The following is a 26,631-nucleotide window of genomic DNA, read 5'->3' as shown; positions in this document are numbered from 1 at the left end:
AGTAACGAAATTTAGAAAGGAGTAATAAAATGATTATTGAAATCGTAACAACGGGAACGGAGTTATTGTTAGGTCAAATTGTGAATACCAATTCTGCTTATTTAGCAAAGCAACTCAATAAATTGGGGCTTGATGTGCTTTATCAAACCACTGTTGGTGATAATCGTCAACGAATGACTGATGTATTAAAACTTGCTTTACAGCGTGCCGATATTGTAATTACTTCAGGCGGCCTTGGCCCTACACAAGGTGATATTACCAAATTAGTAACTGCCAGCTTATTTGATTTAGAAATGAAACTTCATCAACCTAGTCTTGACAATATTGAAAAAATTTTTAGTTCGCGCGGCAGGCAAATGACGGAAAATAATATTCGGCAAGCTATGATACCAGATGGCGCTTTTGTGTTGGATAATGCTTGTGGGACTGCTCCAGGCATCGTACTTGAGCATAGTGGGAAAGTCATTATCAATTTACCTGGACCACCGCATGAGTTAAAAGATATGTTCATGCGAAAAGTAGTTCCATATTTATCTAAAAAATTTGGATGTGAAAGTGTCATTGTATCAAGAGTATTAAATACGTTTGGAATTGGTGAATCTTTATTAGAGGAAAAAATTGAAGATTTAATTCTCAATCAAGGCAATCCAACTTTAGCATTGCTTGCAAGACCAGGGGAAGTTATTGTTCGTATCACGGCAAAAGCGGATACAAATGAAAAGGCTAGAGCACTTATTGGTAAGGTAGAAACTGAAATAAGAAAGCGTATTGGTCAATTTATTTTTGCAGTCGACGATGGTGATATGGAAGAGGTTGTTGGAAAGCTGCTTACTGACAAAAGATTAACGATTGCGTGTGCAGAATCTTGTACGGGCGGTTTGCTAACGAGTCGTTTAACTGATGTATCAGGCAGTTCTAATTATGTTTACGGCTCTGTGGTATCCTATACCAATGAAGTGAAAAAAGATGAACTGCATGTAAAAGAAGAGGTTTTGCAAGAAAAGGGTGCCGTAAGTGAAGAAGTTGCAATAGCAATGGCAGAGGGAATTTTGCATAAATTTCATACGCATATTGGTATTGGGATTACCGGCATTGCCGGTCCGGAAGGTGGAAGTGAAGAAAAACCTGTCGGATTGGTTTATATTGCGATTACAGGCAGTCTTGGAAGTCGAGTATATAAATATAATTTCAATGGGGATCGTAAATATATTAAATATCGTACATCGCAGGCAGCTTTAGACATTGTAAGACACTATGTACAAGAACTTTAATTTTTAGGAGGAAATATAATTTGAAGAAAGATATAACTACATTTGGGGATATTGAATTAAGTAAAAAGGTATTGGCAGCGGTTAGTGATATGGGGTTTGAAGAACCTTCACCGATCCAAAGTCAAACGATTCCGTTGGTATTAGAAGGACATGATGTTGTTGGTCAAGCACAAACTGGTACCGGAAAGACGGCGGCTTTTGGAATTCCTACGATTGAAAAGATCGTAGATGGCAGTCGTCATATCCAGGCTTTGGTATTGACACCAACACGTGAACTTGCGATTCAGATCGCAGAAGAATTTAATAAAATAGGAAAATATAAACGTGTGAAGACTTTACCGATTTATGGAGGTCAATCCATTGATCGTCAAATTCGTTCATTGAAATTTGGGGTTCAAATTGTTGTTGGAACACCAGGTCGTTTATTGGATCATGTTCGTCGGAACACCATTAAATTAGAAAATGTAAAAACGTTGATTCTTGATGAAGCAGATGAAATGTTAGATATGGGGTTTGTTGAGGATATCGAAGCCATTTTAGAACAGTTATCTAGTGAAGAACGTCAAACTTTATTATTTTCGGCTACGATGCCGGGGCCAATTGCTAAACTTTCTGGTAAATATATGAAAAACCCTAAAAAAGTTAGCATTAGTCGGGAAAATTTGACGGTACCTTTGATTGATCAGATTTATTATGAAACGCGTGATAAGTTTGAAGGTTTATGTCGTGTATTAGACGTAGAAGAAACCGGTAAACTCATCATTTTCTGTCGCACGAAGAAAGGCGTAGATGATCTTGTTGCTTCCTTACAGGCGCGTGGTTATATGTCAGATGGACTTCATGGAGACTTAAGTCAATCACAACGTGACCGCGTAATGAAAAAATTCCGTGAAGGGAAGTTAGAGATCTTAGTTGCAACAGATGTTGCTGCACGTGGCATCGATATCGAGGATATTACGCATGTAATTAATTATGATATTCCACAAGATCATGAATCTTATGTGCATCGAATTGGGCGTACTGGTAGAGCTGGCAAAAAAGGTGTAGCGATGACCTTTATTGAACCGCGTGAATATCGTCAGTTAAAGCTAATTGAACGTCTAACGAGAGCAAAGTTGGTTCGTAAGCAATTGCCGTCTTCGGCTGATATTTTAGAACGTCAACGTGAATTAATTAAAGAACGTTTAATTAAAACTTTGGAAAATAATAAATTTGCCGATTATCATACAATTGTCTCTGATTTATCGGGGGACTATGATGCTATTGATATCGCAGCGGCAGCAATTAAATTATCTGTAGAAGGTTTTAAAGAAAAAGAAACTGAAGATACAGCTATAGCTTCAAAAATGGAAAATACCGGTGGCGCACCAGGCATGGTTCGATTATTTATGAATATCGGACGAAGTCAAAAAATACGGCCAGAAGATATTGTGCGTGCTTTTGCAGCGGAAGCTGATATTCCAGGTAATATTATTGGTGTCATCAATATTTATGATCGATTTACTTTTGTTGAAGTGCCTGAAGATGTTGCAGAACGTGTTTTATCTGTTATGCATAGGAACACAATGAAGGGTTATAAGATCAATGTAGAACCTGCGAAAAGCCGTTAATCATTTATTTATAAAAAGACTAAACTCTATTTTTAGCCGGAGTTTAGTCTTTTTTGCTATTTGTAAAGGTTTTCATCTACGCTTGTCGAATTTCAGTTGTAGATTGAAAGAACTATTGACTTTACGAACAAATGTTTGTAAAATGATAAAAGACAATGAAGGGAGCGGATTATATGAGTATTGATAAGATAAAAGCTTTAGAAAATGCGATGAAACAAATAGAAAAAGACTTTGGTAAAGGTTCGATTATGAAGTTGGGAGAAGCATCGGCACGAATGAATATTGAAGTAATTCCAACGGGGACATTACCTCTGGATATTGCATTGGGAGTTGGAGGCGTTCCACGTGGACGTATTGTGGAAATTTACGGTCCGGAGTCTTCAGGGAAAACTACAGTTGCATTACATATTATCGCCGAAGCACAAAAGTTAGGCGGGATAGCTGCCTTTATTGATGCTGAACATGCATTAGATCCTGTTTATGCAAAAAAGCTCGGTGTAGATATTGATAATCTTCTTATTTCGCAACCAGATAATGGTGAACAAGCGCTTGAAATCGCAGACGCTTTGGTGAGAAGCGGTGCAATTGATGTAGTCGTTGTTGACTCAGTTGCCGCATTAGTTCCGAAAGCAGAAATAGAAGGCGAAATGGGTGATTCTCATGTAGGATTACAAGCGCGGTTGATGTCACAAGCGATGCGTAAATTAACTGGGGTAATTAGTAAATCACGAACTACAGCAGTTTTCATTAATCAGATTCGTGAAAAAGTTGGAGTCATGTTTGGCAGTCCAGAAACAACAACAGGTGGACGGGCTTTAAAATTTTATGCGACCATTCGTTTAGATGTTCGTAAAATTGACACATTAAAACAAGGAAATGAAATAGTCGGCAACAGAACTAGAATTAAAGTTGTTAAAAATAAGATTGCACCTCCATTTAAGCAAGCTGAGTTTGATATTATGTATGGTCAAGGCGTATCACATGAGGGCTGCATTGTAGATATTGGTACGGAAATGGAGATTATTGAAAAGAGTGGTGCCTGGTATTCTTACGATGGAAATCGTCTTGGACAAGGTAGAGAAAATGTAAAAGAATTTTTAAGAGAAAATAAACAGATTACTGCAGATATTGAGAAAAAAGTCAGAGAAAAATTGATTGTATCGACGGGAACGACTCCAGCGGAAGAGAATGCCGCACAAAGTGAGCTGCAGGAGAATGACTAAAAAAACAGCATTGATTTTAGCAGTAGATCTCCTGGCATTGCGAGCATATGGAACGGAAGAACTAAAATTTAAACTGCAAAGCAAAGGTTATACAGGGGAAGACATTGACGATGCGATTCAAATATTAACAAAGCGTGGCTATCTTGATGATGCCACGCTTTGTATTACATTATTTGAATCATACTGCCGTAAAGAAAAGTACAGTTTAAATTATATTGCCCAAAAATTAATGCAAAAAGGTTTTTCATTGGGTCTTGTAGAGCAGTGTAAAAATCAGATGTTATGTACCTATGAAAGAAAAGTCGCGGAAAAAATTTTTTTGCAGAAATATAGACCACCCTATCCAATGGATGTAAAAATTATGATGAGATATTTATATAGTAAAGGCTTTAAAGAAGCTGTTGTTAAAGAGGTAATTTCATCGTATGTGAAGTGTGAAGAAAATCACGAAGATGTATAGAAGTTCGATTTTATAGCGAACTTCTATGGCTTTGTCTCGGATATACAAAATAGCTTAGCTTGACACTACTTTCAAAAACCTTTAAAATAAAATTTGTACAGTTATGCCATAATGATTTTATAGTATTTTATTGCTTGAAAGAGCACAATCAATTGTCAGAGGGAAGCAATTGAGTATGTAAGAAAAAAGTAGGGTGGAGCGCTCTATTTAAAAATGAATAAAACGTAGCAGAGGAGGTGTGAAAATTATCGTTGAAATAGTATTATCTGTAATACTTGCGATCGTTATTGGTGCAGGTATTGGTTATTGGACGAGAAAAAAATCTGCTGAATCGCAAATCGGTTCAGCTGAAGAAGCAGCTAAAAGACTGATTGCTGATGCACAGCAAAAGGGTGAGGCTAAGAAAAAAGAAGCGTTACTTGAAGCGAAAGAAGATATTCACAAGTTACGTTTGGAATTAGAAAAAGAAACAAAGGAACGTCGTAATGATTTACAACGTTTAGAACGTAGATTAGTTCAAAAAGAAGAAAACCTTGATCGAAAAATTGATTCCCTTGAGAAAAAAGAGGAAATACTTAATAGCAAAGAAATTGAAGTTGATAAATGTCAAGAAAAAATTGATGAATTGCATAAGAAACAGTTATCTGAGCTTGAAAGAATTTCTAGCTTAACTTCTGAGGACGCACGTGCAATGTTACTTGCAAATGCAGAAGAAGAAATAAAACACGAAACAGCAATGATGATAAAAGAGATAGAGCAGCAAGCGAAGGAAGAGGCTGATAAGCGTGCTCGTAACATCATTTCATTAGCAATCCAGCGTTGTGCGGCGGATCATGTTGCGGAAACAACGGTATCCGTTGTTGCATTGCCAAATGATGAAATGAAAGGAAGAATTATTGGCCGTGAAGGTCGTAATATTCGTACTTTAGAAACTCTTACTGGAATTGATTTGATTATTGATGATACTCCAGAAGCTGTAATATTATCAGGCTTTGACCCTGTACGGCGTGAAGTGGCTAGAATTGCCTTGGAAAAATTAATTACGGATGGGCGAATTCATCCAGCACGCATTGAAGAGATGGTAGAAAAGGCGCAAAAAGAAGTTGAACAACGGATAAAAGAAGCTGGTGAACAAGCAACTTTTGAAACTGGTGTTCATGGATTGCACCCAGAATTAGTTAAATTATTGGGTCGTTTGAAATACAGAACTAGTTATGGTCAAAATGTTTTGAAACATTCTATTGAAGTTTCGCATTTGGCTGGTGTTATGGCAGCAGAACTTGGTGTTGATGTTATGCTGGCAAAACGCGGCGGCTTACTCCATGATTTGGGTAAAGCAGTAGATCATGAAGTAGAAGGTCCGCATGTAACAATTGGTGCTGATTTAGCTAAAAAATATCGTGAGTCTGCTGAAGTGATTAATGCGATTGCAGCGCATCACGGTGATGAAGAGTTTAAGACCGTACAAGCTGTTCTTGTAGCAGCCGCCGATGCTGTATCTGCAGCACGTCCTGGAGCTCGGCGTGAAAGTCTTGAAAGTTATTTAAAACGATTGACTCGTTTAGAGGAAATTGCAGAGTCTTTTGAAGGTGTGGATAGGTCATTTGCTATTCAAGCAGGTCGCGAAATTCGTATTATGGTAAAACCAGATAAAGTTGATGATGTCACGTCCGTTGCTTTGGCGCGTGATATTGTTAAGAGAATTGAAAGTGAGCTTGAATATCCTGGACAAATTCGTGTGACTGTAATACGTGAAACACGTGCAGTTGATTATGCAAAATAAATTGGCAAAATGAACGACCTTGTAACTACAAGGTCGTTTTTAATATTTTATATAAGCTTGAAGGGAATTGAATCAAATACAGCGAATTAGAGTTGTAGATTATATTTTATCGTTGTTATGCAACATTATTGGGTGGTGTTTATGATGAACTTAGAACAGGAAGAGAAATTAAATACGGATGGTGTGAATTTATTAGTATCTATACTGGTGTGCTACCCAGAAATTGGTACAATTAATTTTGATCCTATGAATAATTTATTGAAAATGACATTTGTATTAAATAAAATACCATCTGGTGAAGAATTTCTGATGATCAAAACCAAACTATTACAAAGTGTATTAACATATCATGTGCTTGAAGAACTCAAAGCAAATACGATTGATATACAGATGGACAGTTATGAAGGAGTTGCATTTATTAGAGTTTTTAGAGATATGGATACTTTGTCGAAAGGTGAATTTGCTTTGATTAGTACGCTAATGAAAGAATGTTTTAGTGAATCACTTGTTACGGATGGAAATGCAACACCAACGGAAGAAGATGGTATATTTCAAGAAGATTTTATTGATAATATGATAGGCAACGTAAAAATCAATCAGATGGCGAGTAATTTGATTGGTATACGTGAAGAAGGACGCGTCATGATTTTTAATAAATAGTTTTTGGAGGCTATGGCTCTTGAATATACTGATGATTGGTGATATATATGGAAAAATAGGCAGGCAAGCAGTTACGCAATATATTCCTGCTTTAAAAACAAAATATCAATTGAATTTAATCATAGCAAATGGAGAAAATTCCGCAGGGGGGGTAGGTATAACAAAAAAAACTTTAGATGAAATTTATAATTCTGGGGTTGACGTTGTAACTTCCGGAAACCATATATGGGATAAAAAAGAAATATTTCAATTCATTGACCATGAGAGATATTTAATTCGCCCAGCGAATTATCCACCACAAACGCCAGGCAAAGGTTATTGTATTTTTGAAGTAAACAATAAAAAAGTAGGGATTGCTAATATCTCAGGAAGAACGTTTATGCCTGCACTCGATTGCCCATTTCGTAAAGCTGATGAAATTATTGAATGTTTAAATCAAGAGTGTGATCTCATTCTTTTTGACTTTCATGCTGAAACAACATCAGAAAAGATGGCAATGGGATGGTACGTAGATGGTAGAATCACATGTATGGTCGGTACGCATACACATATTCAAACCGCTGATGAAAGAATTTTACCTAAGGGAACTGCATACATTACGGATTTAGGAATGGTCGGACCTTGGAATTCAGTTTTGGGTGTTGATCGAGATTTAGTTATAAAAAAATTCTTAACAGGCTTGCCAGTTAAATTTGATATTGCGAGCGGACCGCATGTATTTTGTGGTTTAGTTATCATGATTGATGATCAAACAAATCAAGTACAGAAAGTTCAACGGATTATGATTCGCGAAGACGAGATATAATAATTGGAAAAATTTGAAATTTAATAATAATTTTAGAAGGAATTTTTTGTTAAATACAGAATATTTATATTATAAGTTCTTTTTCTTAATATTAAAGGAGGGTACTAATAATCATGGAAGTTTTAAAGGTATCAGCGAAATCTAATCCAAATTCTGTAGCAGGTGCTTTAGCAGGAGTGCTTCGAGAGCGTGGTGGTGCAGAAATGCAGGCCATAGGTGCAGGTGCTCTAAATCAAGCAGTAAAAGCCGTAGCGATTGCGCGAGGTTTTGTAGCTCCTCATGGAGTTGACCTAATATGTATTCCAGCTTTTACAGATATATTAATCGATGGTGAAGAACGCACGGCGATCAAATTAATTGTGGAGCCAAGATAATTGTTATAAAAATAATAAACCCTGTTCAAATGAACAGGGTTTATTATTTATAGAGTACATCAAATTTTTGATTTTCTCTATTATTATGGTATGATAACAGTAATACACTTTGGAGGGATTATGATGTCAGTAGAAGTGAGATCTGCAATAGAAGATGCGTTCGCGCAAGATGTTTTATTAATTCAAGTATTTAAAAATTCGTTGCTGGATGAAGAGGCGGTATCATCGAATCTTTTTTCTGGATTGATGAAAGAACAAATTCGTCCATTTTTAGTTCAATATCCGGATGCAGTAAACTATGGAGAAATTCATGTTCTCCATATGTTAGAAACGAGACAAGTAAAAAGTGTCATCTTAATCGGTGCGGGCGAGCAAAGCGAGATGACAAGTGATAAATTACGGAATCTTTTTGGTAAAGCAATGGGGTCAGTCAAAAAGACGAAGGCAAAGAGTCTTGGTATTTATGTAAATTTCAATTATAATTTTGCATATGAAACTGCTCTGCAAGCAGCTTTTGAGGGTGTTATACTGGGGTCATACCAATTTGAATTTTATAAAACAATAAAAAAAGATGCAGTATTAGGACAAGTAATTTTTTGTGAGCTAGATGAAAAAAAGGTGGACGTTGCAACGCGTGTTTTGAATAAAACGTTAGTGATTACAGATAGTGTTTGTCATTGTCGTGACTTAGTCAACCATCCATCCTGCACGGTTACGCCGACTTATATGGCAAAAGAGGCGGAAAGGTTAGCGCATTTTGATAATTTTACAGTAGAAATTATGGAGTTAGCAGCAATTAAAGATTTAAATATGGGAGCTTTTCTTGCTGTAGCGAAGGGGAGTAACGAACTTCCTAAATTTATTGTGATAAAATATACAGGGAATAGAGAAAGTAATGAATGCGTGGCTTATATTGGTAAAGGCATTACTTTTGATAGTGGTGGTATTTCTCTAAAACCAAGCGCAAACATGGGCGATATGAAAGATGATATGGCAGGTGCCGCAGCAGTTTTGACTACAATGCGAGCGATTGCGCAGTTACAGCCTAAGGCGAACGTGTTGGCCTTAATTCCGTGTTGCGAGAATATGCCATCGGGACATGCGACGAAACCTGGTGATGTGATTAAGTCAATGAGTGGGATTACAATTGAGGTTGATAATACAGATGCTGAAGGTCGTTTAATTTTAGCAGATGCGGTTCATTATGCAACTGTATTAGGGGCAACTAAAATTATCGATATAGCAACATTGACAGGAGCTTGTGTTGTTGCACTAGGAGATGTTGCATCTGGGGTAGTAAGTAATGATACCAAGCTTTGCAGTGCATTATTAAAAGCAGCAAAAACCACAGGTGAGAAAATGTGGCAGTTGCCAAACTATGAGGAATATAAAGAACAATTTAAAAGTGATATTGCCGATTTGAAAAATACTGGAGGACGAAATGCGGGAACGATTACAGCCGCGATGTTTATTGAAGCTTTTACCAAAGGAGTGCCATGGGTACACATCGATATTGCAGGTACAGCTAATTTGAAAAAAGCAAACGGTTATCAGGTAAAAGGCGCAAGTGGAGTTGCAACCAGAACTTTGATTCAATTCGCATTAGAGATGGGGAAATAAGATGAGTAGTGATCTGCATATTCATACATCAGCTTCGGATGGAAGGTTATCTCCCAGAGAAGTTATTAGGCAAGCTAAGGCTGCTGGTTTACGTTATATTGCAATTACAGATCATGATACGGTCAAAGGTTTATATCAATTGCAAAAGGATGGGCTTTATCCTAATAAAGAAATCATAATTATTCCTGGAATTGAATTTAGTGCGCATATGCCAACCCATGAAGTTCATATATTAGGGTTAAATATTGATATTTCAAATCGTATGCTGCAATCAAATTTGCAAAAACTTGTGGACTTTCGTTGGCAACGTTTGAAAACGATGCTGGAAAAAATGCAAGCGCTGGGATATGCCATTACGGAAGAAGAAATTTTAGCCGTAGCAGGTAATGCAGAGTCTATTGGCAGAGCCCATTTGGCACGTGTTTTAGTAGAGAAGAAGTTTTTTGAAAGTATTGGAGAAGTTTTTGATCAATTACTATATAAAGATGGGCCGGCATATGCATCCCATTATAAATTAGAGATCGAAGAAATTATTTCGCTGGTTCATCATGCAGGCGGCCTGGCTGTACTTGCACACCCAGGGCTTGTTGGTGATGATGAAATTGTAGGGAAAGTAATAAAAAGTGGAATTGATGGCTTAGAAGTATTCCATCCTAAGCATACGGCAGAAGAAGTTCAAAAATATCAGGCTTTAGCCGAAACGAATCGACTCATAGTCACAGGTGGTTCGGATTTTCATGCAATTCCAAAGCGTTATCCAAACGAATTGGGCGTATTTACAGTAGACGATTCATATGCTGAACAGTTTATTCGATAAATGTTGCTTCATTGTATAATAAAGTAAGAAAATCTTTTTGTGTTTTTCATAAATGTAGTATAATTTTTTATATACACAGCGACGATTGGCAAAAAGTTTTTTTGACTTACTTAAAAATAAAATGTTATTTACAGGTTGAGGAGGAGTCGAGTATGGAAGTGATGGCTCTCGTTGGCCCGAGTGGCACAGGTAAAAGTCACCGTGCTTTAATTGTGGCACATGAATATAAAGCAGATGCAATTATTGATGATGGAATTTTAATCCGCGAGGGTAAGATTATTGCTGGTCATTCTGCAAAAAGAGAAGCAAGTAAGATTATGGCAGTTAGAAGAGCAATTTTTTCTATTCCGGGGCATGCCGACGAAATAAAGCAAGCGATTCAACAAATGAATCCAAGACGCATTTTAGTATTGGGCACTTCGGAAAATATGGTGCATAAAATTGCAAAAATTTTAGGCTTTTCTGCAATAAAAAAAGTGATTAGGATTGAAGATATTGCGACAAAAGAGGAAATAGAAAAAGCACGTGATTGCCGATTAAAAGAAGGGAAACATATTATTCCTGTGCCAACGATTGAGCTGAAACCTCATTTTTCCGGCTATCTTATTGATCCGTTGGAGAGCTTTTTCAAAAAACCACAGGCTAAGCGTCGAAGATTAGGTGAAAAATCTATTGTTCGTCCTATTTTTAGTTATTATGGAAAACTTCTGATTGATGATTCGGCAATTGTTGCGATTGTAAACAAAGTTGCAACAAGCAAAGAAAGTATCAGTCGCGCTTCACAAGTCAGAGTGAAACGTATTCGTGAGGAGGAGGAAGATAAGGGGATTGATGTTACGTTGGAAGTGACAATGCGATATGGAACCAATCTTCGTACAACTGCAACGGAAATACAAAACGAAATTAAAATAGCCGTTGAAAATATGACCGGAATGATTGTAAAACAAGTCAATATAATCGTAAAAACACTTACGATTGGTGCATAAAAACATAACCATAAAACGTTTATAAAAATAAAATGCCTGCCTCATAATCATGGGGTGGGCATTTGTTATAAGTATAAAAATATTTATTCCTTCTACATTTTCGCAGGAATCTGATAAAATGTATAGAATGGTAAATAAATGTGTACTGTACACAACTGTTTACCATTTTGAAAGAAGGAAAAGAAAATGCTTAAGTTTGAAGAGCTTTTATTTGATAAGAGTCTAGATATAGTTAGTTTGACTGGGGTTGTTGGATTCTTTGCAATTCTTCCGCTGGCAAAAGTATTGCCAATGCAGTGGGGGTGGGAAAATGGAATTTTAGAAAATGCACAGGTTGGTGTGTTAGCAATAGGATTATGTATGAATTTTTATTTTTATAAAAAATCCGTTGCGCGTAATGAAAAAATGCAGTATTTATCGATTGCTAGCTTTTTTGCTTTGCTAATAGGACGAGAGTTGAGTTGGGGACGTGTTTTTTTTCAAACAAATATGACCAAAGCAGGGCCGACATTTATTGCAATGGACCAAATTCCTTATCATATGCTTATACGACTTGGAATTCTGCTATTTATTGTGGGGGTTTTGCTCGCTTTAGTTTACAATGTGCGTTGGGAAAAAGTCGTGCAGGTAGCAGTTCCGGTGATATATATCGTTTTAATCATTTGTAATATCATTTTTTCCGTATTAGGAGAAAAAGGTGTACTTCTTAATGAAGTACAAGGACAGATTATAGAAGAGTTAGCAGAACTTATGGCCTATTTTTTTATGGTTAAAATCGTATATTATTATCATGCTCATCTGGAGAAATTGGAGAATTAAAGAACGATATGCATTAGAGATGCGAAGGTAAATCTATTAAAAAATACATGGGAAGAAAGTAGAAAGAATTCATTTATTATTTTGCTATAAACATGAAGAATAAGTTATAATATAAACATTAACTGACTTTTGGAGGAAACGAAATTAATATGATAAATCAAGGATCGATAGATAGATTGAAAGAACAAAATAATGCGTTTGAAAAACAAACAGGGAAAAAGAAAACCTTCTTTTCCATTACCTACGGATGTCAAATGAATGCAAATGATTCTGAACGCTTGGCCGGGCAGTTAAAGGCCATGGGGTATGAAAAAACGGAAATTATGGAAGAAGCAGATTTGATCTTTTTGAATACTTGTTGTGTTCGTGAGAGTGCTGAGAATAAAATATATGGCAAAATTGGTGATTTAAAACGGTTGAAAACGGAGAATTCGGATCTAATCATTGGGATTGCGGGTTGTATGGCACAAAAGGATAGCGAAGCGATATTTAAAAAAGCACCGCATGTGGATTTTGTCATGGGGACAAACCAAGTCCATGAGTTGGCAAGGGTAATTGAAGAAGTAGAAACTTCAAACGGCAAGGTTATTTCAATGTCAAATGGAGATCAGGAAATGCCGAGTGAAGTTCCAACAGAACGCAATGGAAGCATTTCGACGTGGGTTCCAATTATGTATGGCTGTAATAATTTCTGTACGTATTGTATTGTTCCTTATGTCCGTGGCAGAGAGCGCAGTAGACCATTACGTGATATTATAAAGGAAATAGAGAAAGTTGTAAGTGAAGGATTTAAAGAAATCACTCTACTAGGGCAAAATGTAAATTCTTATGGGAAAGATAGCCAGGAAGTAGATTTTGCAGATTTGTTAGCAGCGGCAGACCAAGTTCCTGGAATTGAAAGAGTGCGCTATATGACAAGCCATCCTCGCGATTTAAGCGATAAAGCAATTGAAGTCATTAAAAATAGTAAGCATATTTGTGAGCATTTTCATTTGCCAGTGCAATATGGAAGTGATAAAATTTTAAAAGCAATGAACCGTGGATATACAATTTCATATTATCGCGAGCTTGTGAAAAAAATTCGTGCAAATGTGCCGAATGCAAGTATAAGTACGGATTTAATCGTTGGTTTTCCCGGGGAAACCAACGAGGATTTTGAAGAGACTTTAGAATTTCTGAAAGAAATTCGTTATGATGTTGCATATACTTTTTTATATTCTAAACGGTCTGGTACACCGGCTGCTACAATGGAGGCACAAGTACCTACAGAAGTAAAAAAAACCCGTTTACAGCAGCTAATGGAAGTTCAAAACCAGATTAGTTTAGAAATCAATCAGCAGCATGAAGGACAAGTCTTGGAAGTTATGGTTGAAGGCGTGAGTCGTACCGATGATGCAGTTCTTTCTGGTCGGACGAGAACAAATAAAATTGTTCTTTGGAAAAAAGAAGGAACAGAGGAAGTCGGACAATTATTAAAAATTAAAATCATACATGCGCAAACTTGGGTATTAAAAGGAACGCTTGTAAAATAGCAATCAGCTGAAGGAGAGAAAACATGGCGATAACACATACTCCAATGATCGAGCAATATAAAGAAATTAAGCGTCGCCATCCTAATGAAATTTTATTTTTTAGGCTAGGCGATTTTTATGAAATGTTTTTTGAAGATGCTGAATTGGCATCTCGCGAATTAGAAATAACACTAACTGGGCGTGATGCGGGGCAGCCAGCGCGTATTCCAATGTGCGGGATTCCCTATCATGCGGCCGAAACTTACATTATAAAGTTGATCCATAAAGGGTACAAAGTTGCCATCTGCGAGCAAACTGGAGATGTAAAGTCAAGTAAAGGTTTAGTCAAACGTGAAGTGATTAAAATTATTACGCCTGGGACTGTGCTTTCAGAATCTGTATTGACTGACGCAACAAATCAGTATATTGCGCTTATTTATCAAGATGGTGCACAAATTGTTTTGGCAGGATCGGATGTTTCAACAGGTGAGTGTTTTTATGGTCTCTATGAAGCGAAGAGTGGCAAACAAAATTTATTTGACCAATTATATCGTTTAATGCCACCGGAAATTATGATTGTGGGGCAATTTGCTTATCAAGCAGAGTTAAAAGAATTTGTAAATCTTCGTTTAGGCAATTGTAGTTTTACTGAAATTCATGAGCCTGCTGCGGCAGCAGAGAATTTCTTAGACGAGCATTTTAAAGTTGACGAACAGCCGAATGTAATGATAGCAAAGCAAGCGGTAGGTACTTTATTAGAATATTTACATCAAACAATAAAGACAGATCTAACACATCTGAATCAACTTACATATTTAGATGAAAGTGAAAACTTGATTATCGATACTTATACATTACGTAATTTAGAAATTACACGAAATCTGCGTGATGGCGGTAAGAAAGATACTTTATTAGGCGTACTGGATTTTACACATACGGCAATGGGGAGTCGATTATTAAAAAAATGGCTGGAATACCCGTTGCTTAATATTGCAAAAATTAAAGAACGTCAAGAGACAATTGCTGAACTTGTCGATGATTTTAGTATGCGTGAGAATTTAAGGGAAGAGTTAAAAGAAATTTATGATTTTGAAAGATTAATTACACGTATTGAAGTAGGAACGGCAAATGCACGTGATTTGGTATCATTAAAACTATCTTTAGCTAGTTTGCCAAAAATTAAAAATGAGCTTGTACATAGCAAAACAAGCTTATTAAAATCTGCGTATCAAAAAATATATACTTATCAAGAAACTGTTGATTTATTGGATCGTGCGATTGTTGATACACCCGGCATTTCTTTGCGGGATGGGGGCATCATCAAAGAAGGTTATGATAAAGATCTGGATGAGCTGCGTATCATTGCAAAAGATAGCCGTAAGATGTTGCAAGACATGGAGCAAAAAGAAAAAGAATCAACGGGAATTAAATCGTTGAAAATCGGTTACAACAAGGTGTTTGGTTATTATATTGAAGTTACGCATTCAAATACAAGTGCAGTTCCAGATTATTATATTCGTAAACAAACGCTTGCAAATGCTGAGCGATACATTACACCGGATCTAAAAGAGTTTGAAACAAAAATTTTGGGCGCGCAGGAGAAAATAGTTGGTTTAGAATATCAACTGTTTATTCAAATTCGTGATCAAATTAAAACGAAGATCAGTAGCATTCAGCAAACAGCGCATCAAGTGGCGATTGTGGACACATTGCTTAGTTTAAGTGAGGCGGCAAGTCGTTATAATTATACAAAACCGACAATTTCTACGCAGGGTGAAATCATCATAAAAGACGGACGTCATCCTTTAGTGGAGCGAATTTTAAATCGAGAAATGTTTGTCCCAAATGATACAGAATTAAATCATATGGATAGTGAAGTTATGGTAATTACGGGTCCTAATATGGCTGGTAAGTCTACCTATATGCGGCAAGTGGCGTTGTTGACTTTAATGGCACAAGTCGGCAGTTTTATTCCTGTGCGTGAGGCAACAATTAGCCCTGTCGATCGTATATTTACACGTATTGGTGCAAGCGATGATTTAGTGAGTGGTCAAAGTACTTTTATGGTTGAGATGAATGAGGTTGCGCAGATTTTAAAATTTGCGACAAAGCGCAGTTTAATTATTCTCGATGAAATCGGACGCGGAACAAGCACATTTGATGGAATGAGCATTGCACGTGCGGTGATTGAGCATGTGCATGATAAAATTGGTGCGAAAACCTTATTTGCAACACATTATCATGAATTGACCGATTTAGAGGATTACGCTGAAGGGATTAAAAATTATTGTGTTGCTGTCAAGGAACGCGGGAGTGAAGTTGTTTTTTTGCGTAGAATTGTTGCTGGTGGAGCGGATAAAAGTTACGGGATTCATGTTGCGAAATTAGCTGGTCTGCCCAAAATTGTAACTGAACGTGCAAAAAAGATTTTAACAGAACTAGAAAATCAACATGTTACAGCAACTCATATTGCTGCAACGCAAATCGAGACAATTGAGCAAAAAATAGAAATAAAGCAGGAAGAAAAACAAATCGGCAAAGAGGAAAATTATAAAAGTAAGCAAAAAGATGAAGGAATGTCATCTTTATTTGCTTCTGGATTAAGTGAACAAATTTTGACCTTAGATCTTATGAGCATGACACCGCTAGAGGCAATGAATATTTTATATCAATTGCAAAATCAAGCGAAAGGAGAGGCTGGTAAATTATGAGCACTATGATCCGTGTGTTAGATGAAACAACCGCGAATAAGATTGCTGCCGGCGAAGTTGTTGAAAGGCCGTCTGCTGTGGTTAAAGAATTAATTGAAAATGCGATTGATGCTGGCAGCACAAAAATTGAAGTTGAAATTATGTCCGGTGGTATAAGTTTTATGCGCGTCACGGATAATGGTGATGGGATGAGTCATGAAGATGCCCAACTGGCAGTCCTTCGGCATGCAACGAGTAAAATAAAAAACGCGGGTGATTTGACAACAATTCATACATTGGGATTCCGTGGTGAAGCGTTGCCAACGATTGCTTCGGTATCTAAATTTAGCCTGCTAACGCGGTTAAAAGAAAGTGAGTTCGCAACACTAGTTGAAATTCATGGTGGGAAAATGTCGGAGACACGTGAGGCTGGTGGAAATATTGGCACGACTGTCAAAGTTGAGGATTTATTTTTCAATACGCCTGCACGAAAGAAATTCTTAAAAACGCCAAATTCGGAAGGCTCACATATTCATGAAATTATTTTAAAACTTTCTATTTCAAATCCAGAGATTGCTTTTAAATTTATCAATAATAATAAATTAGTATTGTCAACACCTGGAAATGGTAATTTGTTTGATACGTTGAAAAATATTTATGGAACAAAAGTAAGTGATGGATTGTTGCCGCTTGCATTCGTGGACGAAGGAATTTCAATTCAAGGTTTTTTATCTAAGCCGAATATCATTCGCAGTAATCGTCAATGGCAAACTTTTATTGTAAATGGACGAATTATAGGCAGTCGTAGTATTGCGAAAGCCATTGATAATGCCTATCATTCTTTGTTGCCGAAATCAGGATATCCACTGGTTGTTATGAATATTCAAGTGCCGCAAAATACGATTGATGTTAATGTACATCCGCAAAAAAGTGAACTTAAGTTTGAAGATGAAGGCAGAATTTTTAAAGCGGTATATAAAACGGTTTTAGATGCAATTCGTAATCATGACCAACTGGACTCGATTGCTGCACCGGTTCAAAATATAGAAAGGCATTATGCGCCGATTCGTTTTCCCGTGCAAGAAAATCTGCATCAACAATATGTTCCAATGCCATCGCCAATTACTCCATCGGAGCATACAGTGTCTTTTGCTGAAGCACAAGCAATTCGGCAAAATGAGGTGCGTTTTTCAGAAGTACCGACAGAAAGAATGCAAGAGACTCCAGCCGAATATGTGCACGAGCAGGAATCAAGGGGTGAATCCACGCTTGTTTATGAAGGCGTATTAATGCCAATGGGACAAGTTGATCGATGCTATATTATTGCCAGCGATGGTAAAGGATTGTACATTGTTGACCAGCATGCGGCGCATGAACGGATTTTATATGATCGTTTTGCGAAAATGACAGAAGAAATCCCATCTCAGCAACTATTGGTGCATTTATTTCTGGATTTTGATGATAAAGAATGTGGATTGATTTTAAACCATCAAGACTTATTTCACCAATTAGGATTTTCGATGGAAGCAAGTGGTCCAATGACAATGCGTCTAAAAGAGATACCGGCAGATATTCCGATTGGTGAGGCGGAGGCTGTAATTCGTGAGATATTAGAGGCACTTCAAAACTTACATCAGCCCACGTCGCAAGAAATACGGCATGCTTGTTTAGCAATTACTGCTTGTCGCGCAGCCATTAAAGCCGGCGATCTTTTGAATATTAGGCAAATGCAAATTTTGTTAGATGAATTAACAAATACAACCTTACCATATACTTGTCCGCATGGAAGACCGTCAATTATAAAATTCGAGAGTGGCGAATTGGCAAAAATGTTTAAGCGGACTTAATGATTGAGGGAATGATGGATATAATTGTGACTACAGGACAAAAAACAACACTAGAGCAAGTTGTAAAAGCGCAAGAGGTTGCAAAGACCCTGCATGCTGTATTTGTGTCGCGTGAAAATTTTTCTATTGCAACATTACGTAAATCGTGTAAGGTAGAGACTATTCTTGTCGTAAGTAAACGAGGGTTGGTTGTACATACCTTAGAAGGGGAATTGTTTTTTCATCTTAATATGGCACAATTGCGTATTAAAAATTTACGAATGGGAAAAATAGACAACATGGTGCAAGCTATGGGGTTACAGGAAGGAATGTCCGTACTCGACTGTACGCTGGGGTTAGCCGCTGATTCGATTGTTGCAAGCTATATAGCTGGTGAAAAAGGAAGAATTGTTGGTCTGGAAGTATCGCCGATTTTGGCGTTGATTGCTAAGCTGGGATTAAAACAGTATCAGACAAACGAGCCTGAACTTCAAAATGCATTAAGACGGATTGAAGTTGTGCAGGAGGATTATAATATGTATCTTTTACAACTGCCGAAAAATAGTTTCGATGTCGTTTACATAGATCCGATGTTTCGCAGACCAATTCATGAGAGTGTAAATTTACAGCCGATGCGTTGTTTAGCGGACCATCGTGCAGTGTCATTAGAATCTCTAACTGAGGCGAGACGGGTCGCGAAAAAATGTGTTGTGGTTAAAGAAACGAATCATAGTAGTGAATTTGAAAGATTGCAGATAGAAACTATTTTTGGTGGCAAATACAGTAGTGTAAATTATGGAGTTATCGATGCGAGTAAATCATAAAGAAAAATTAATTGTTATTCTTGGTCCTACAGCGGTCGGCAAGACCAATCTTAGTATCCAATTGGCAAAAAAGCTTAATACTGAAATTATTTCGGGGGATTCCATGCTGGTTTATCGTGGTTTTAATATTGGGACAGCAAAACCGACGATGGAAGAGCAAGCAGGGATAACGCATCATTTAATTGATATTTTAACACCGAATGAAGAGTTTAATGTGACGCAGTTTAGAGAAGTTGCAAGTCGAAAGATTTATGAAATCAATCGAGAGCATAAAGTTCCTATTTTAGCTGGCGGTACTGGTTTATATATAAAATCTTTAATTGAAGATTATCGATTTAATGAAACTCCTAGTGATGAGGCGTATCGTTTAAATTTAGAAGAGCTTGCAAAATTACATGGCAAAGAATATGTACATGCAATGCTTCAAAAAGTAGACCCGGAATCGGCGAAGCGATTACATGTGAATGATTTTCGTCGGGTGATTCGAGCTTTGGAAGTATATCATTTTGGTGGAGAGCATATTTCTCAAAATAAAAATGCAGAGGGCGAGCTTGCCTATGATGCATATGTGATTGGTTTGACAATGGAGCGCAGCAGACTATATGAACGCATAAACCAACGTGTCGACCTCATGATAGATGCAGGATTAGTTAAGGAAGTAGAAATGTTGCTGCAACAGGGAGTTGCTGCGGATTGTCAGGCGATGAAAGGGATTGGATATAAAGAAATTATTGCTTATTTGCAAGGAGAAGTTTCTCTTGCGTTTGCTGTAGATCATATAAAAAAGGCTACGCGGCATTTTGCAAAAAGGCAATTGACGTGGTTTAAAAAAATGCCATATATACATTGGTATGATGTTGAGCAAGTATGTCTAGAAGATGTCATGGAAAATGTTTACATTGATATTGCAGGAAAATATTCAATTAAGTAGAATATAGCAAAGAAAGTAAAATACTTATAATGCATTATGCAGGAGGTTTTCGCTATGCCAATGAAAGTAATAAATTTGCAAGATAGTTTTTTAAATCAAGTACGAAAAGAAAATGCAGCAGTTATTATATATCTCGTAAATGGTTTTCAGCTTCGTGGAGCGGTAAAAGGATTTGACAATTTTACTGTTATTATTGAAAATGATGGCAAGCAGCAGCTTGTATATAAACATGCAATTTCAACAATTACCCCATTTAAGCCGCTTAACAATGGTTTGAATGGTGAAAAAAAGGAAGAGTCAAAAGCTTAACGTAAGTAAGAAGAGTCGAGTACGATGTTACTTGACTCTTTTTTATATAATAGAATTATGAGTATGATTTATGAGGAGATAGAGAAATGGCAGTAAGAGGCTTTGAAGTGATTCGCAGTTACATGGCACGAGATATACAGCTACCTAAGCGTAAAACGATTGCCAGTGCAGGCTATGATATAGAGGCAGGAGAAAAAACAGTTTTAAAAGCCCAAAAGGTAAGTTTAATTCCAACTGGATTAAAAGCCTATATGCAAAAGGATGAATATTTAGGCATACATATTCGCTCCGGGTTTTCTATAAAAAACATGGTAACGTTGATCAATAGTCAGGGGATTATCGATGCTGATTATTATAATAATGTAGACAATGAGGGGCATATTATGCTTGCAGTTTTTAATCATAATGAAGAGGACGTTATGATAGAGAAAGGTATGCGTATTGCGCAAGGTGTATTTTATAAATATTTAACAACCGATGATGATTGTGTGCATGAAAGCGCAATTCGTCAGGGCGGGATGGGATCGACGGGAGAAAAATAGAATGAAAGACGATATGAATTTATTTTCTTATTCAAATGCAGAGGTTCATACAAGTAGTCAACCGTTGGCAGTTCGGATGCGGCCAAGAACTTTTGAGGAATTTATCGGTCATGAAGAAATGATTGGTAATTCGAAATTTTTGCGTAAAATGATTGAAAGTGATCATATTTCCTCTATGATTATCTTTGGACCACCAGGCACAGGGAAAACCACACTTGCGCATATGATTGCAGCAATGACAAATAGTCATTTTGAAAAACTAAATGCTGTTTCTGCGGGAATTGCAGATATTCGTAAGATTGTGGATGCGGCAAAAGAACGCTTGCAATTTTATCAGAAACGCACGATTGTTTTTATTGATGAAATTCATCGGTTTAATAAGAGTCAACAAGATGTGCTTTTACCCTATGTGGAAGATGGCAGAATTATTCTTATTGGTGCAACAACAGAAAATCCTTATTTTGAAGTGAATTTACCTTTATTATCGAGAGTTCGGATTGTTCGCTTGCAGCTTTTAAGCAACAGAGATATTGTAGCAATATTGAAACAAGCTTTATCTGATCGAGAACGTGGATTAGGGTTATTTGACATTACTTGCAGTGATGAGATGTTTGAAAAGATTGCCGCAGTAGGGAACGGTGATGCACGAGTAGCGTTAAATATTCTGGAACAAGCTAGTATGTTGCTGTCATCAGGGGGACAAATAACAAACGAAATTCTTCGTGAAATTATCGGTGAAAAATTACAAACTTATGATAAAACTGGGGATAATCACTATGATACAATCTCAGCGTTTATTAAGAGCATGAGAGGCAGTGATCCCGATGCCGCACTCCACTATCTTGCGCGGATGCTTGTTGCGGGCGAAAATCTTAATTTTATTGCAAGACGTATTGCAATTTGTGCAGCTGAAGATGTTGGGAATGCTGATCCACAAGCGTTAGTTATCGCTATGGCAGCAGTCCAGTCTGTTCAATTTCTTGGCATGCCAGAGGCGCGAATTCCTCTTGCACAAGCTGTTACCTATGTAGCTTCAGCACCGAAGAGCAATGCCGCTTATCTGGCAATTGATGCTGCTATCTCAGACGTCAAAAATAAAAATTGTGGACAAATTCCTCTACATCTTCGTGATGCGCATTATAAAGGTGCGGCTAAATTAGGGCATGGGGAAACCTATCTTTATCCACATAACTATGAGAATCACTTTATTGTACAGCATTATTTGCCGGATGAATTAGATGGAGCAACTTATTATTCACCAACAGAAAATGGTACAGAAAAAGCGATTAGGGCTAGATTAAAACAGCATTGGGGAAAAAAATACTAAGATTTTGCATTTATATAGAGATTTTTGTAAAAGCTTTCTTGTATAGACTTTATTTATTTTAATAAACTATAATGATAAAAAATATCTTTGACAATGACGCAAATTTTTGTTATATTAAAACCAGACAAAACCGATTGTTTTAGTCGGGAATAAAAATGCCGAATATTAGGAGAGGTTTTTGTGAAATTATCTACAAAAGGACGATATGGGGTTGCTGCAATGTATGAGTTAGCTTTACATTATGGAGAAGGTCCTATATCGCTAAAAACGATTGCCGCGAATCAAGGGATATCTGAGCATTATTTAGAGCAGTTGATTTGCACGCTGCGAAATGCTGGTTATGTGACAAGCGTTCGTGGAGCGCAGGGTGGCTATATATTGTCCAAGGATCCTGCGTGTATTACAGTAGGCGATATTATCACAACGATGGAAGGCCCGATTGCTTTGGTAGATTGTTTATTGACCGATGCAAAAGAGAACAGTTATTGTGAAAAAGCTGGTGCTTGTGTAACCAGAGGTGTCTGGGCAAAGGTTTGTGATAGTATTAATAGTGTATTAGATTCTATTTCATTGGCTGATTTATGTCGTGATGAGAAAAAATAAGGAGATGACCTATTTATTATGAGACGTATTTATTTTGACCATTCAGCAACGACTCCAACAGATAAAACAATAGCGAGTGCAATGCTTGAATATATGACAACGAAGTTTGGCAATCCTTCGAGCGTACACTCTTTTGGACGTGAAGTCCGTAAAGAAGTAAGAGATGCGCGGGAAAATATTGCAGCGTTAATTCATGCGAATGAGAATGAGATATTTTTTACAAGCGGCGGAAGTGAAAGTGATAATTTTGCTTTAAAGGGAGTTGCTTTTGCAAATAAAAATAAGGGCAATCATATTATTACGACGCAGATTGAACATCATGCAGTTTTGCATACTTGCCAATGGTTAGAAAAACAAGATTTTGAAGTGACTTATTTACCTGTGGATGAAGATGGAATGGTGCGCATTGAGGATCTAAAAGCTGCAATTACAGATAAAACCATTTTAATTAGTGTTATGTTTGCAAATAATGAAGTTGGTACAATTGAACCGATCAAGGAAATTGGAGCAATTGCAAAAGAACATGGCATTTATTTTCATACAGATGCTGTGCAAGCGGTAGCGAATGTTGAAATTGATGTACAAGAGATGCATATTGACTTATTGTCCTTATCTGGTCATAAATTTTATGGTCCAAAGGGGATTGGTGCAATTTACATTCGACGTGGGGTAAGAATTCAGCCTATGCAATTAGGTGGGGCACAAGAACGCAATATGCGTGCAGGGACAGAAAATGTACCAGCGATTGTTGGCCTTGGCATGGCAGCAAAGATAGCAAAACAAGATTTTGTCGAAAATAATACACATCTTCTTAAACTTCGGGATAAATTGATCCAAGGTATTCAAGAAAGAATTCCGGATATAAAACTCAACGGACATCCAACAAAACGTTTGCCCGGAAATGTGAATTTTAGTTTCCGCTACATTGAGGGTGAATCATTGTTGTTAAATTTAGATATTAAAGGAATTGCTGCTTCAAGTGGTTCAGCATGTACATCTGGTTCGCTTGATCCGTCCCATGTTTTACTTGCGATGGGGCTGACGCATGAGATCGCACATGGTTCTCTTCGCATTAGCTTAGGTCGTGATAATACAGAGGAAGATATCGCGTATACATTAGAAGTTTTACCGCAGATCATTGCACGTTTACGTAGTATGTCTCCGCTATCTGCTGAGAATTCTACAGGTGTTATGGCAAAACCGTGTAAAACATGTTATAAGAAATAATTTAATTTAAGAGGTGTTATAATAATGTCTACAAGTGATTATACAGAAAAAGTTATGGATCATTTTACGAATCCACGGAATGTGGGTGAAATCGTTGATGCCAATGGTGTCGGTGAAGTAGGGAATGCAAAATGCGGCGATATTATGAAAATCTTTTTAAAAGTAGAAGATAATATTATAAAAGATGTAAAGTTTAAAACATTTGGCTGCGGTGCTGCGATTGCAACAAGCAGTATGGTAACTGAAATGGTAATGGGAAAAACATTAGAAGACGCTTTGGAGATAACAAATCAAGCGGTCGCAGAAGCATTAGGCGGTTTACCTCCTGTAAAAATGCATTGTTCTAATTTAGCCGCTGATGCGATGCATGAAGCGATTAAGGATTATATCAGTAAACAAAAAAAATAGAAGGATTGTGATTATTTAATGTGTGCTAAGCCCAAGGTGGTTGTAGCCATGAGCGGAGGGGTGGACAGTTCTTTAACTGCCGCCCTTCTTGTACGTGAAGGCTATGACGTAATAGGTGTCACGATGAGATTAAGTGATGATAGCCGTGATTTTGATGCTGAAGCTGATCGAGGCTGTTGTTCTCTTTCTGCTGTAGATGATGCGCGCCGAGTAGCGGATACGATCGGTATTCCACACTATGTAATGAATTTTAGAGATATGTTTCAGACGACTGTTATTGATTATTTTGTTGATGAATATGCACAGGGACGGACGCCAAATCCTTGTATTGCCTGCAATCGATATGTTAAATTTGAAGGGTTGTTGCAACGTTCCTTAGAATTAGGAGCTGAATTTGTAGCTACTGGGCATTATGCAAGAATTGAACAAGATAAAAATACAGGGCGGTATGTGTTACGTAAAGGAACAGACGATACAAAAGATCAGTCTTATGCATTGTATCATTTGAACCAAAAAACATTGCATCATTTTATGATGCCTTTAGGAAACTACAGTAAAGTGGAAACGCGCAAAATGGCTGCCGAATTTAATTTGTCTGTAGCAAATAAGCCTGATAGTCAAGAAATTTGTTTTGTTCCAAATGATGATTATAAAGCTTATCTTGAAGATAAAGTTCCGCGGGCATTAACACCAGGGAATATTGTCGACTTGTCTGGAAAAGTAATTGGAAAGCATAAAGGCGTCCCATTATATACAATTGGGCAGCGAAAGGGATTGGGGATCGCGGCTAAAAATCCACTCTATGTAGTGGGACTTGATATGAAGAAAAATCAGGTAATTGTCGGTAGTAATGAAGATGTTTTCGCAAAAGAATTAATTGCAACAGATTTAAACTGGATTACGATTGATACACTGCAAGAACCTTTAAAAGTTTCAGCAAAAATTCGTTACGGTGCGAAAGAAGGCGATGCTCTGATCACACCGCTTGCAGATGGCGTCGTCAAAGTTACATTTAATGAAATGCAGAGGGCGATTACACCAGGACAATCTGTTGTGTTTTATGATGGTGATGTTGTTGTCGGTGGAGGCAGTATCATTAGAGCTGTTCATAAAAAATAAAAATAGAGATGCAATAAATTCGTTTTTATTGGCAATAATAGTAACAGATACGTTGAAGATTTATCATGTACGATGGACAAGTTCATAAAAATGAACCTATATACTGTTGTTTTGCGTATTGTTCCATAGTGAATGACAAACCTTCTACAAATTTCATCGATTTTCATATGTGAGGTGAAGGTTATGCTTGTTTGTCCTGTTTGTGGCGAACGCAGCATCGGCAAAATTGGAATAGGTCAATATTATTGCAAGGAATGTTGTCTAGAATTTGTTCAAAAAAATGATAAACTTAGCATCTATAATTTGCAAGATGATGGCACATTAAGTCAATATGTCATTGGTCAAGAATGTAATTCTGCTATCAAAGAAATACAAAAAACGAGTTGATAGGAGTGTCTTTATGAATGGTAATTTTTTCAAAGGTGTGATTGTTGGCGGTATTGCTGGTGTAGCGATTGCGAAAAATTGGGAAGAAATTGTTCGCAATTGTCCAAAGTTAAATGAGTTAAAAAATACTACATTTTTTGAGGACGATGAACAAGAAACAGAACCAAAAAGGAAGCGCTACAAATCTCATTTACGGCGAATTTCAAATCCTTATGATAAATCAAGAGACCTCTAAGTGAAACGGATTCTGTAGGTTTGTATTGGTAACTTAGAAATAACGAAGTTTGTCTACTTGCTGGAGACCTCTACGTGTAAGAGGTCTTTTTTCTTATGATGTTTATTTAGGAAATATTTAAGGTAATTGAACTAAACTTCGGAAAAATATGCTATTATATATAACGATGGTCAATTTATTGATGTGATGTTGAAAAATAGTACTTGAATTGACTTTAAACAATAAATTTTGTATAATATTTTGAATAATTCCCTAAATGTAGTG

At 37.0% G+C, this 26,631-nt stretch carries 26 protein-coding genes; all 26 read left to right on the top strand.

Features of this window, described 5'->3' with window-relative positions:
• The first annotated feature begins 29 nt into the window (after nt 1-29).
• The 26 genes from BN6559_RS02100 (at nt 30) to BN6559_RS01975 (ending at nt 26,367) form a co-directional block, all read left to right on the top strand.
• On the top strand, nt 30-1,271 hold the full coding sequence (locus BN6559_RS02100) for a competence/damage-inducible protein A (protein ID WP_110953211.1): 1,242 nt from the start codon (nt 30-32) through the stop codon (nt 1,269-1,271).
• 20 nt (nt 1,272-1,291) lie between these two features.
• Nucleotides 1,292-2,881 carry a DEAD/DEAH box helicase gene (locus tag BN6559_RS02095; RefSeq protein WP_110953210.1) on the top strand — a complete coding sequence of 530 codons (1,590 nt, stop codon included), beginning with the start codon at nt 1,292-1,294 and terminating at the stop codon, nt 2,879-2,881.
• A gap of 173 nt (nt 2,882-3,054) precedes the next feature.
• Entirely contained in the window at nt 3,055-4,104 is a 1,050-nt protein-coding gene (gene recA / locus BN6559_RS02090; protein ID WP_110953209.1) for a recombinase RecA, read from the top strand.
• Entirely contained in the window at nt 4,097-4,564 is a 468-nt protein-coding gene (locus BN6559_RS02085) for a regulatory protein RecX (RefSeq protein WP_199883685.1), read from the top strand. Before recA ends, BN6559_RS02085 begins: the two co-directional genes overlap by 8 nt.
• Nucleotides 4,565-4,802: 238 nt before the next feature.
• A complete protein-coding gene (gene rny / locus BN6559_RS02080) occupies nt 4,803-6,347 on the top strand; it encodes a ribonuclease Y (protein ID WP_110953207.1) in 1,545 nt (514 codons plus the stop codon).
• A gap of 141 nt (nt 6,348-6,488) precedes the next feature.
• Entirely contained in the window at nt 6,489-7,007 is a 519-nt protein-coding gene (locus BN6559_RS02075; RefSeq protein ID WP_110953206.1) for a hypothetical protein, read from the top strand.
• A 19-nt stretch (nt 7,008-7,026) separates the two neighbouring features.
• The gene (locus tag BN6559_RS02070; RefSeq protein ID WP_110953205.1) at nt 7,027-7,812 is read left to right on the top strand and encodes a TIGR00282 family metallophosphoesterase; all 786 of its coding nucleotides are present in this window, start codon (nt 7,027-7,029) and stop codon (nt 7,810-7,812) included.
• Nucleotides 7,813-7,925: 113 nt separating this feature from the next.
• Nucleotides 7,926-8,186, top strand: coding sequence for a stage V sporulation protein S (locus tag BN6559_RS02065; protein WP_110953204.1), 261 nt, complete (start codon nt 7,926-7,928; stop codon nt 8,184-8,186).
• Nucleotides 8,187-8,306: 120 nt separating this feature from the next.
• Nucleotides 8,307-9,806 (top strand): leucyl aminopeptidase, encoded by a 1,500-nt coding sequence (locus BN6559_RS02060; protein ID WP_199883684.1) that lies wholly within the window; start codon nt 8,307-8,309, stop codon nt 9,804-9,806.
• Nucleotide 9,807: 1 nt separating this feature from the next.
• Nucleotides 9,808-10,623 carry a PHP domain-containing protein gene (locus BN6559_RS02055; RefSeq protein ID WP_110953202.1) on the top strand — a complete coding sequence of 272 codons (816 nt, stop codon included), beginning with the start codon at nt 9,808-9,810 and terminating at the stop codon, nt 10,621-10,623.
• 152 nt (nt 10,624-10,775) lie between these two features.
• Nucleotides 10,776-11,609, top strand: a complete 834-nt coding sequence (locus BN6559_RS02050) for an Asp23/Gls24 family envelope stress response protein (protein ID WP_110953201.1) — start codon at nt 10,776-10,778, stop codon at nt 11,607-11,609.
• Nucleotides 11,610-11,795: 186 nt separating this feature from the next.
• Complete coding sequence (locus BN6559_RS02045) at nt 11,796-12,428, top strand: hypothetical protein (protein WP_110953200.1); 633 nt, start codon at nt 11,796-11,798, stop codon at nt 12,426-12,428.
• A gap of 254 nt (nt 12,429-12,682) precedes the next feature.
• On the top strand, nt 12,683-13,960 hold the full coding sequence (gene miaB / locus BN6559_RS02040) for a tRNA (N6-isopentenyl adenosine(37)-C2)-methylthiotransferase MiaB (protein WP_234407880.1): 1,278 nt from the start codon (nt 12,683-12,685) through the stop codon (nt 13,958-13,960).
• Between the two features lie 23 nt (nt 13,961-13,983).
• Entirely contained in the window at nt 13,984-16,650 is a 2,667-nt protein-coding gene (mutS, locus tag BN6559_RS02035) for a DNA mismatch repair protein MutS (RefSeq protein ID WP_199883683.1), read from the top strand.
• On the top strand, nt 16,647-18,476 hold the full coding sequence (gene mutL, locus BN6559_RS02030) for a DNA mismatch repair endonuclease MutL (protein WP_110953198.1): 1,830 nt from the start codon (nt 16,647-16,649) through the stop codon (nt 18,474-18,476). Before mutS ends, mutL begins: the two co-directional genes overlap by 4 nt.
• Nucleotides 18,477-18,487: 11 nt before the next feature.
• Nucleotides 18,488-19,279, top strand: a complete 792-nt coding sequence (locus tag BN6559_RS02025) for a class I SAM-dependent methyltransferase (protein ID WP_199883682.1) — start codon at nt 18,488-18,490, stop codon at nt 19,277-19,279.
• A complete protein-coding gene (gene miaA, locus BN6559_RS02020) occupies nt 19,251-20,210 on the top strand; it encodes a tRNA (adenosine(37)-N6)-dimethylallyltransferase MiaA (RefSeq protein ID WP_199883681.1) in 960 nt (319 codons plus the stop codon). The genes BN6559_RS02025 and miaA overlap by 29 nt, the downstream gene beginning before the upstream one ends.
• A 54-nt stretch (nt 20,211-20,264) precedes the next feature.
• Entirely contained in the window at nt 20,265-20,519 is a 255-nt protein-coding gene (gene hfq, locus BN6559_RS02015; RefSeq protein WP_110953196.1) for an RNA chaperone Hfq, read from the top strand.
• 86 nt (nt 20,520-20,605) lie between these two features.
• On the top strand, nt 20,606-21,061 hold the full coding sequence (gene dut, locus BN6559_RS02010; protein ID WP_110953195.1) for a dUTP diphosphatase: 456 nt from the start codon (nt 20,606-20,608) through the stop codon (nt 21,059-21,061).
• A gap of 13 nt (nt 21,062-21,074) precedes the next feature.
• Entirely contained in the window at nt 21,075-22,388 is a 1,314-nt protein-coding gene (locus tag BN6559_RS02005) for a replication-associated recombination protein A (RefSeq protein WP_110956231.1), read from the top strand.
• Between the two features lie 180 nt (nt 22,389-22,568).
• Nucleotides 22,569-22,991 carry an RrF2 family transcriptional regulator gene (locus tag BN6559_RS02000; RefSeq protein ID WP_110953194.1) on the top strand — a complete coding sequence of 141 codons (423 nt, stop codon included), beginning with the start codon at nt 22,569-22,571 and terminating at the stop codon, nt 22,989-22,991.
• A gap of 18 nt (nt 22,992-23,009) precedes the next feature.
• Nucleotides 23,010-24,218 carry a cysteine desulfurase NifS gene (gene nifS / locus BN6559_RS01995; protein ID WP_110953193.1) on the top strand — a complete coding sequence of 403 codons (1,209 nt, stop codon included), beginning with the start codon at nt 23,010-23,012 and terminating at the stop codon, nt 24,216-24,218.
• Nucleotides 24,219-24,242: 24 nt separating this feature from the next.
• Nucleotides 24,243-24,626: a Fe-S cluster assembly scaffold protein NifU gene (gene nifU, locus BN6559_RS01990; RefSeq protein ID WP_110953192.1), complete on the top strand. Its 384-nt coding sequence runs from the start codon at nt 24,243-24,245 to the stop codon at nt 24,624-24,626.
• An 18-nt stretch (nt 24,627-24,644) separates the two neighbouring features.
• Nucleotides 24,645-25,745, top strand: coding sequence for a tRNA 2-thiouridine(34) synthase MnmA (mnmA, locus tag BN6559_RS01985; RefSeq protein ID WP_110953191.1), 1,101 nt, complete (start codon nt 24,645-24,647; stop codon nt 25,743-25,745).
• Between the two features lie 183 nt (nt 25,746-25,928).
• Nucleotides 25,929-26,132 carry a hypothetical protein gene (locus BN6559_RS01980; protein ID WP_110953190.1) on the top strand — a complete coding sequence of 68 codons (204 nt, stop codon included), beginning with the start codon at nt 25,929-25,931 and terminating at the stop codon, nt 26,130-26,132.
• Nucleotides 26,133-26,145: 13 nt separating this feature from the next.
• Nucleotides 26,146-26,367 (top strand): hypothetical protein, encoded by a 222-nt coding sequence (locus BN6559_RS01975; protein WP_110953189.1) that lies wholly within the window; start codon nt 26,146-26,148, stop codon nt 26,365-26,367.
• Nucleotides 26,368-26,631: the final 264 nt, after the last annotated feature.

Source organism: Massilibacillus massiliensis (assembly GCF_900086705.1).
GTDB lineage: Bacteria > Bacillota > Negativicutes > FLKF01 > FLKF01 > Massilibacillus > Massilibacillus massiliensis.
This window is presented reverse-complemented; position numbering and strand designations above follow the sequence as displayed.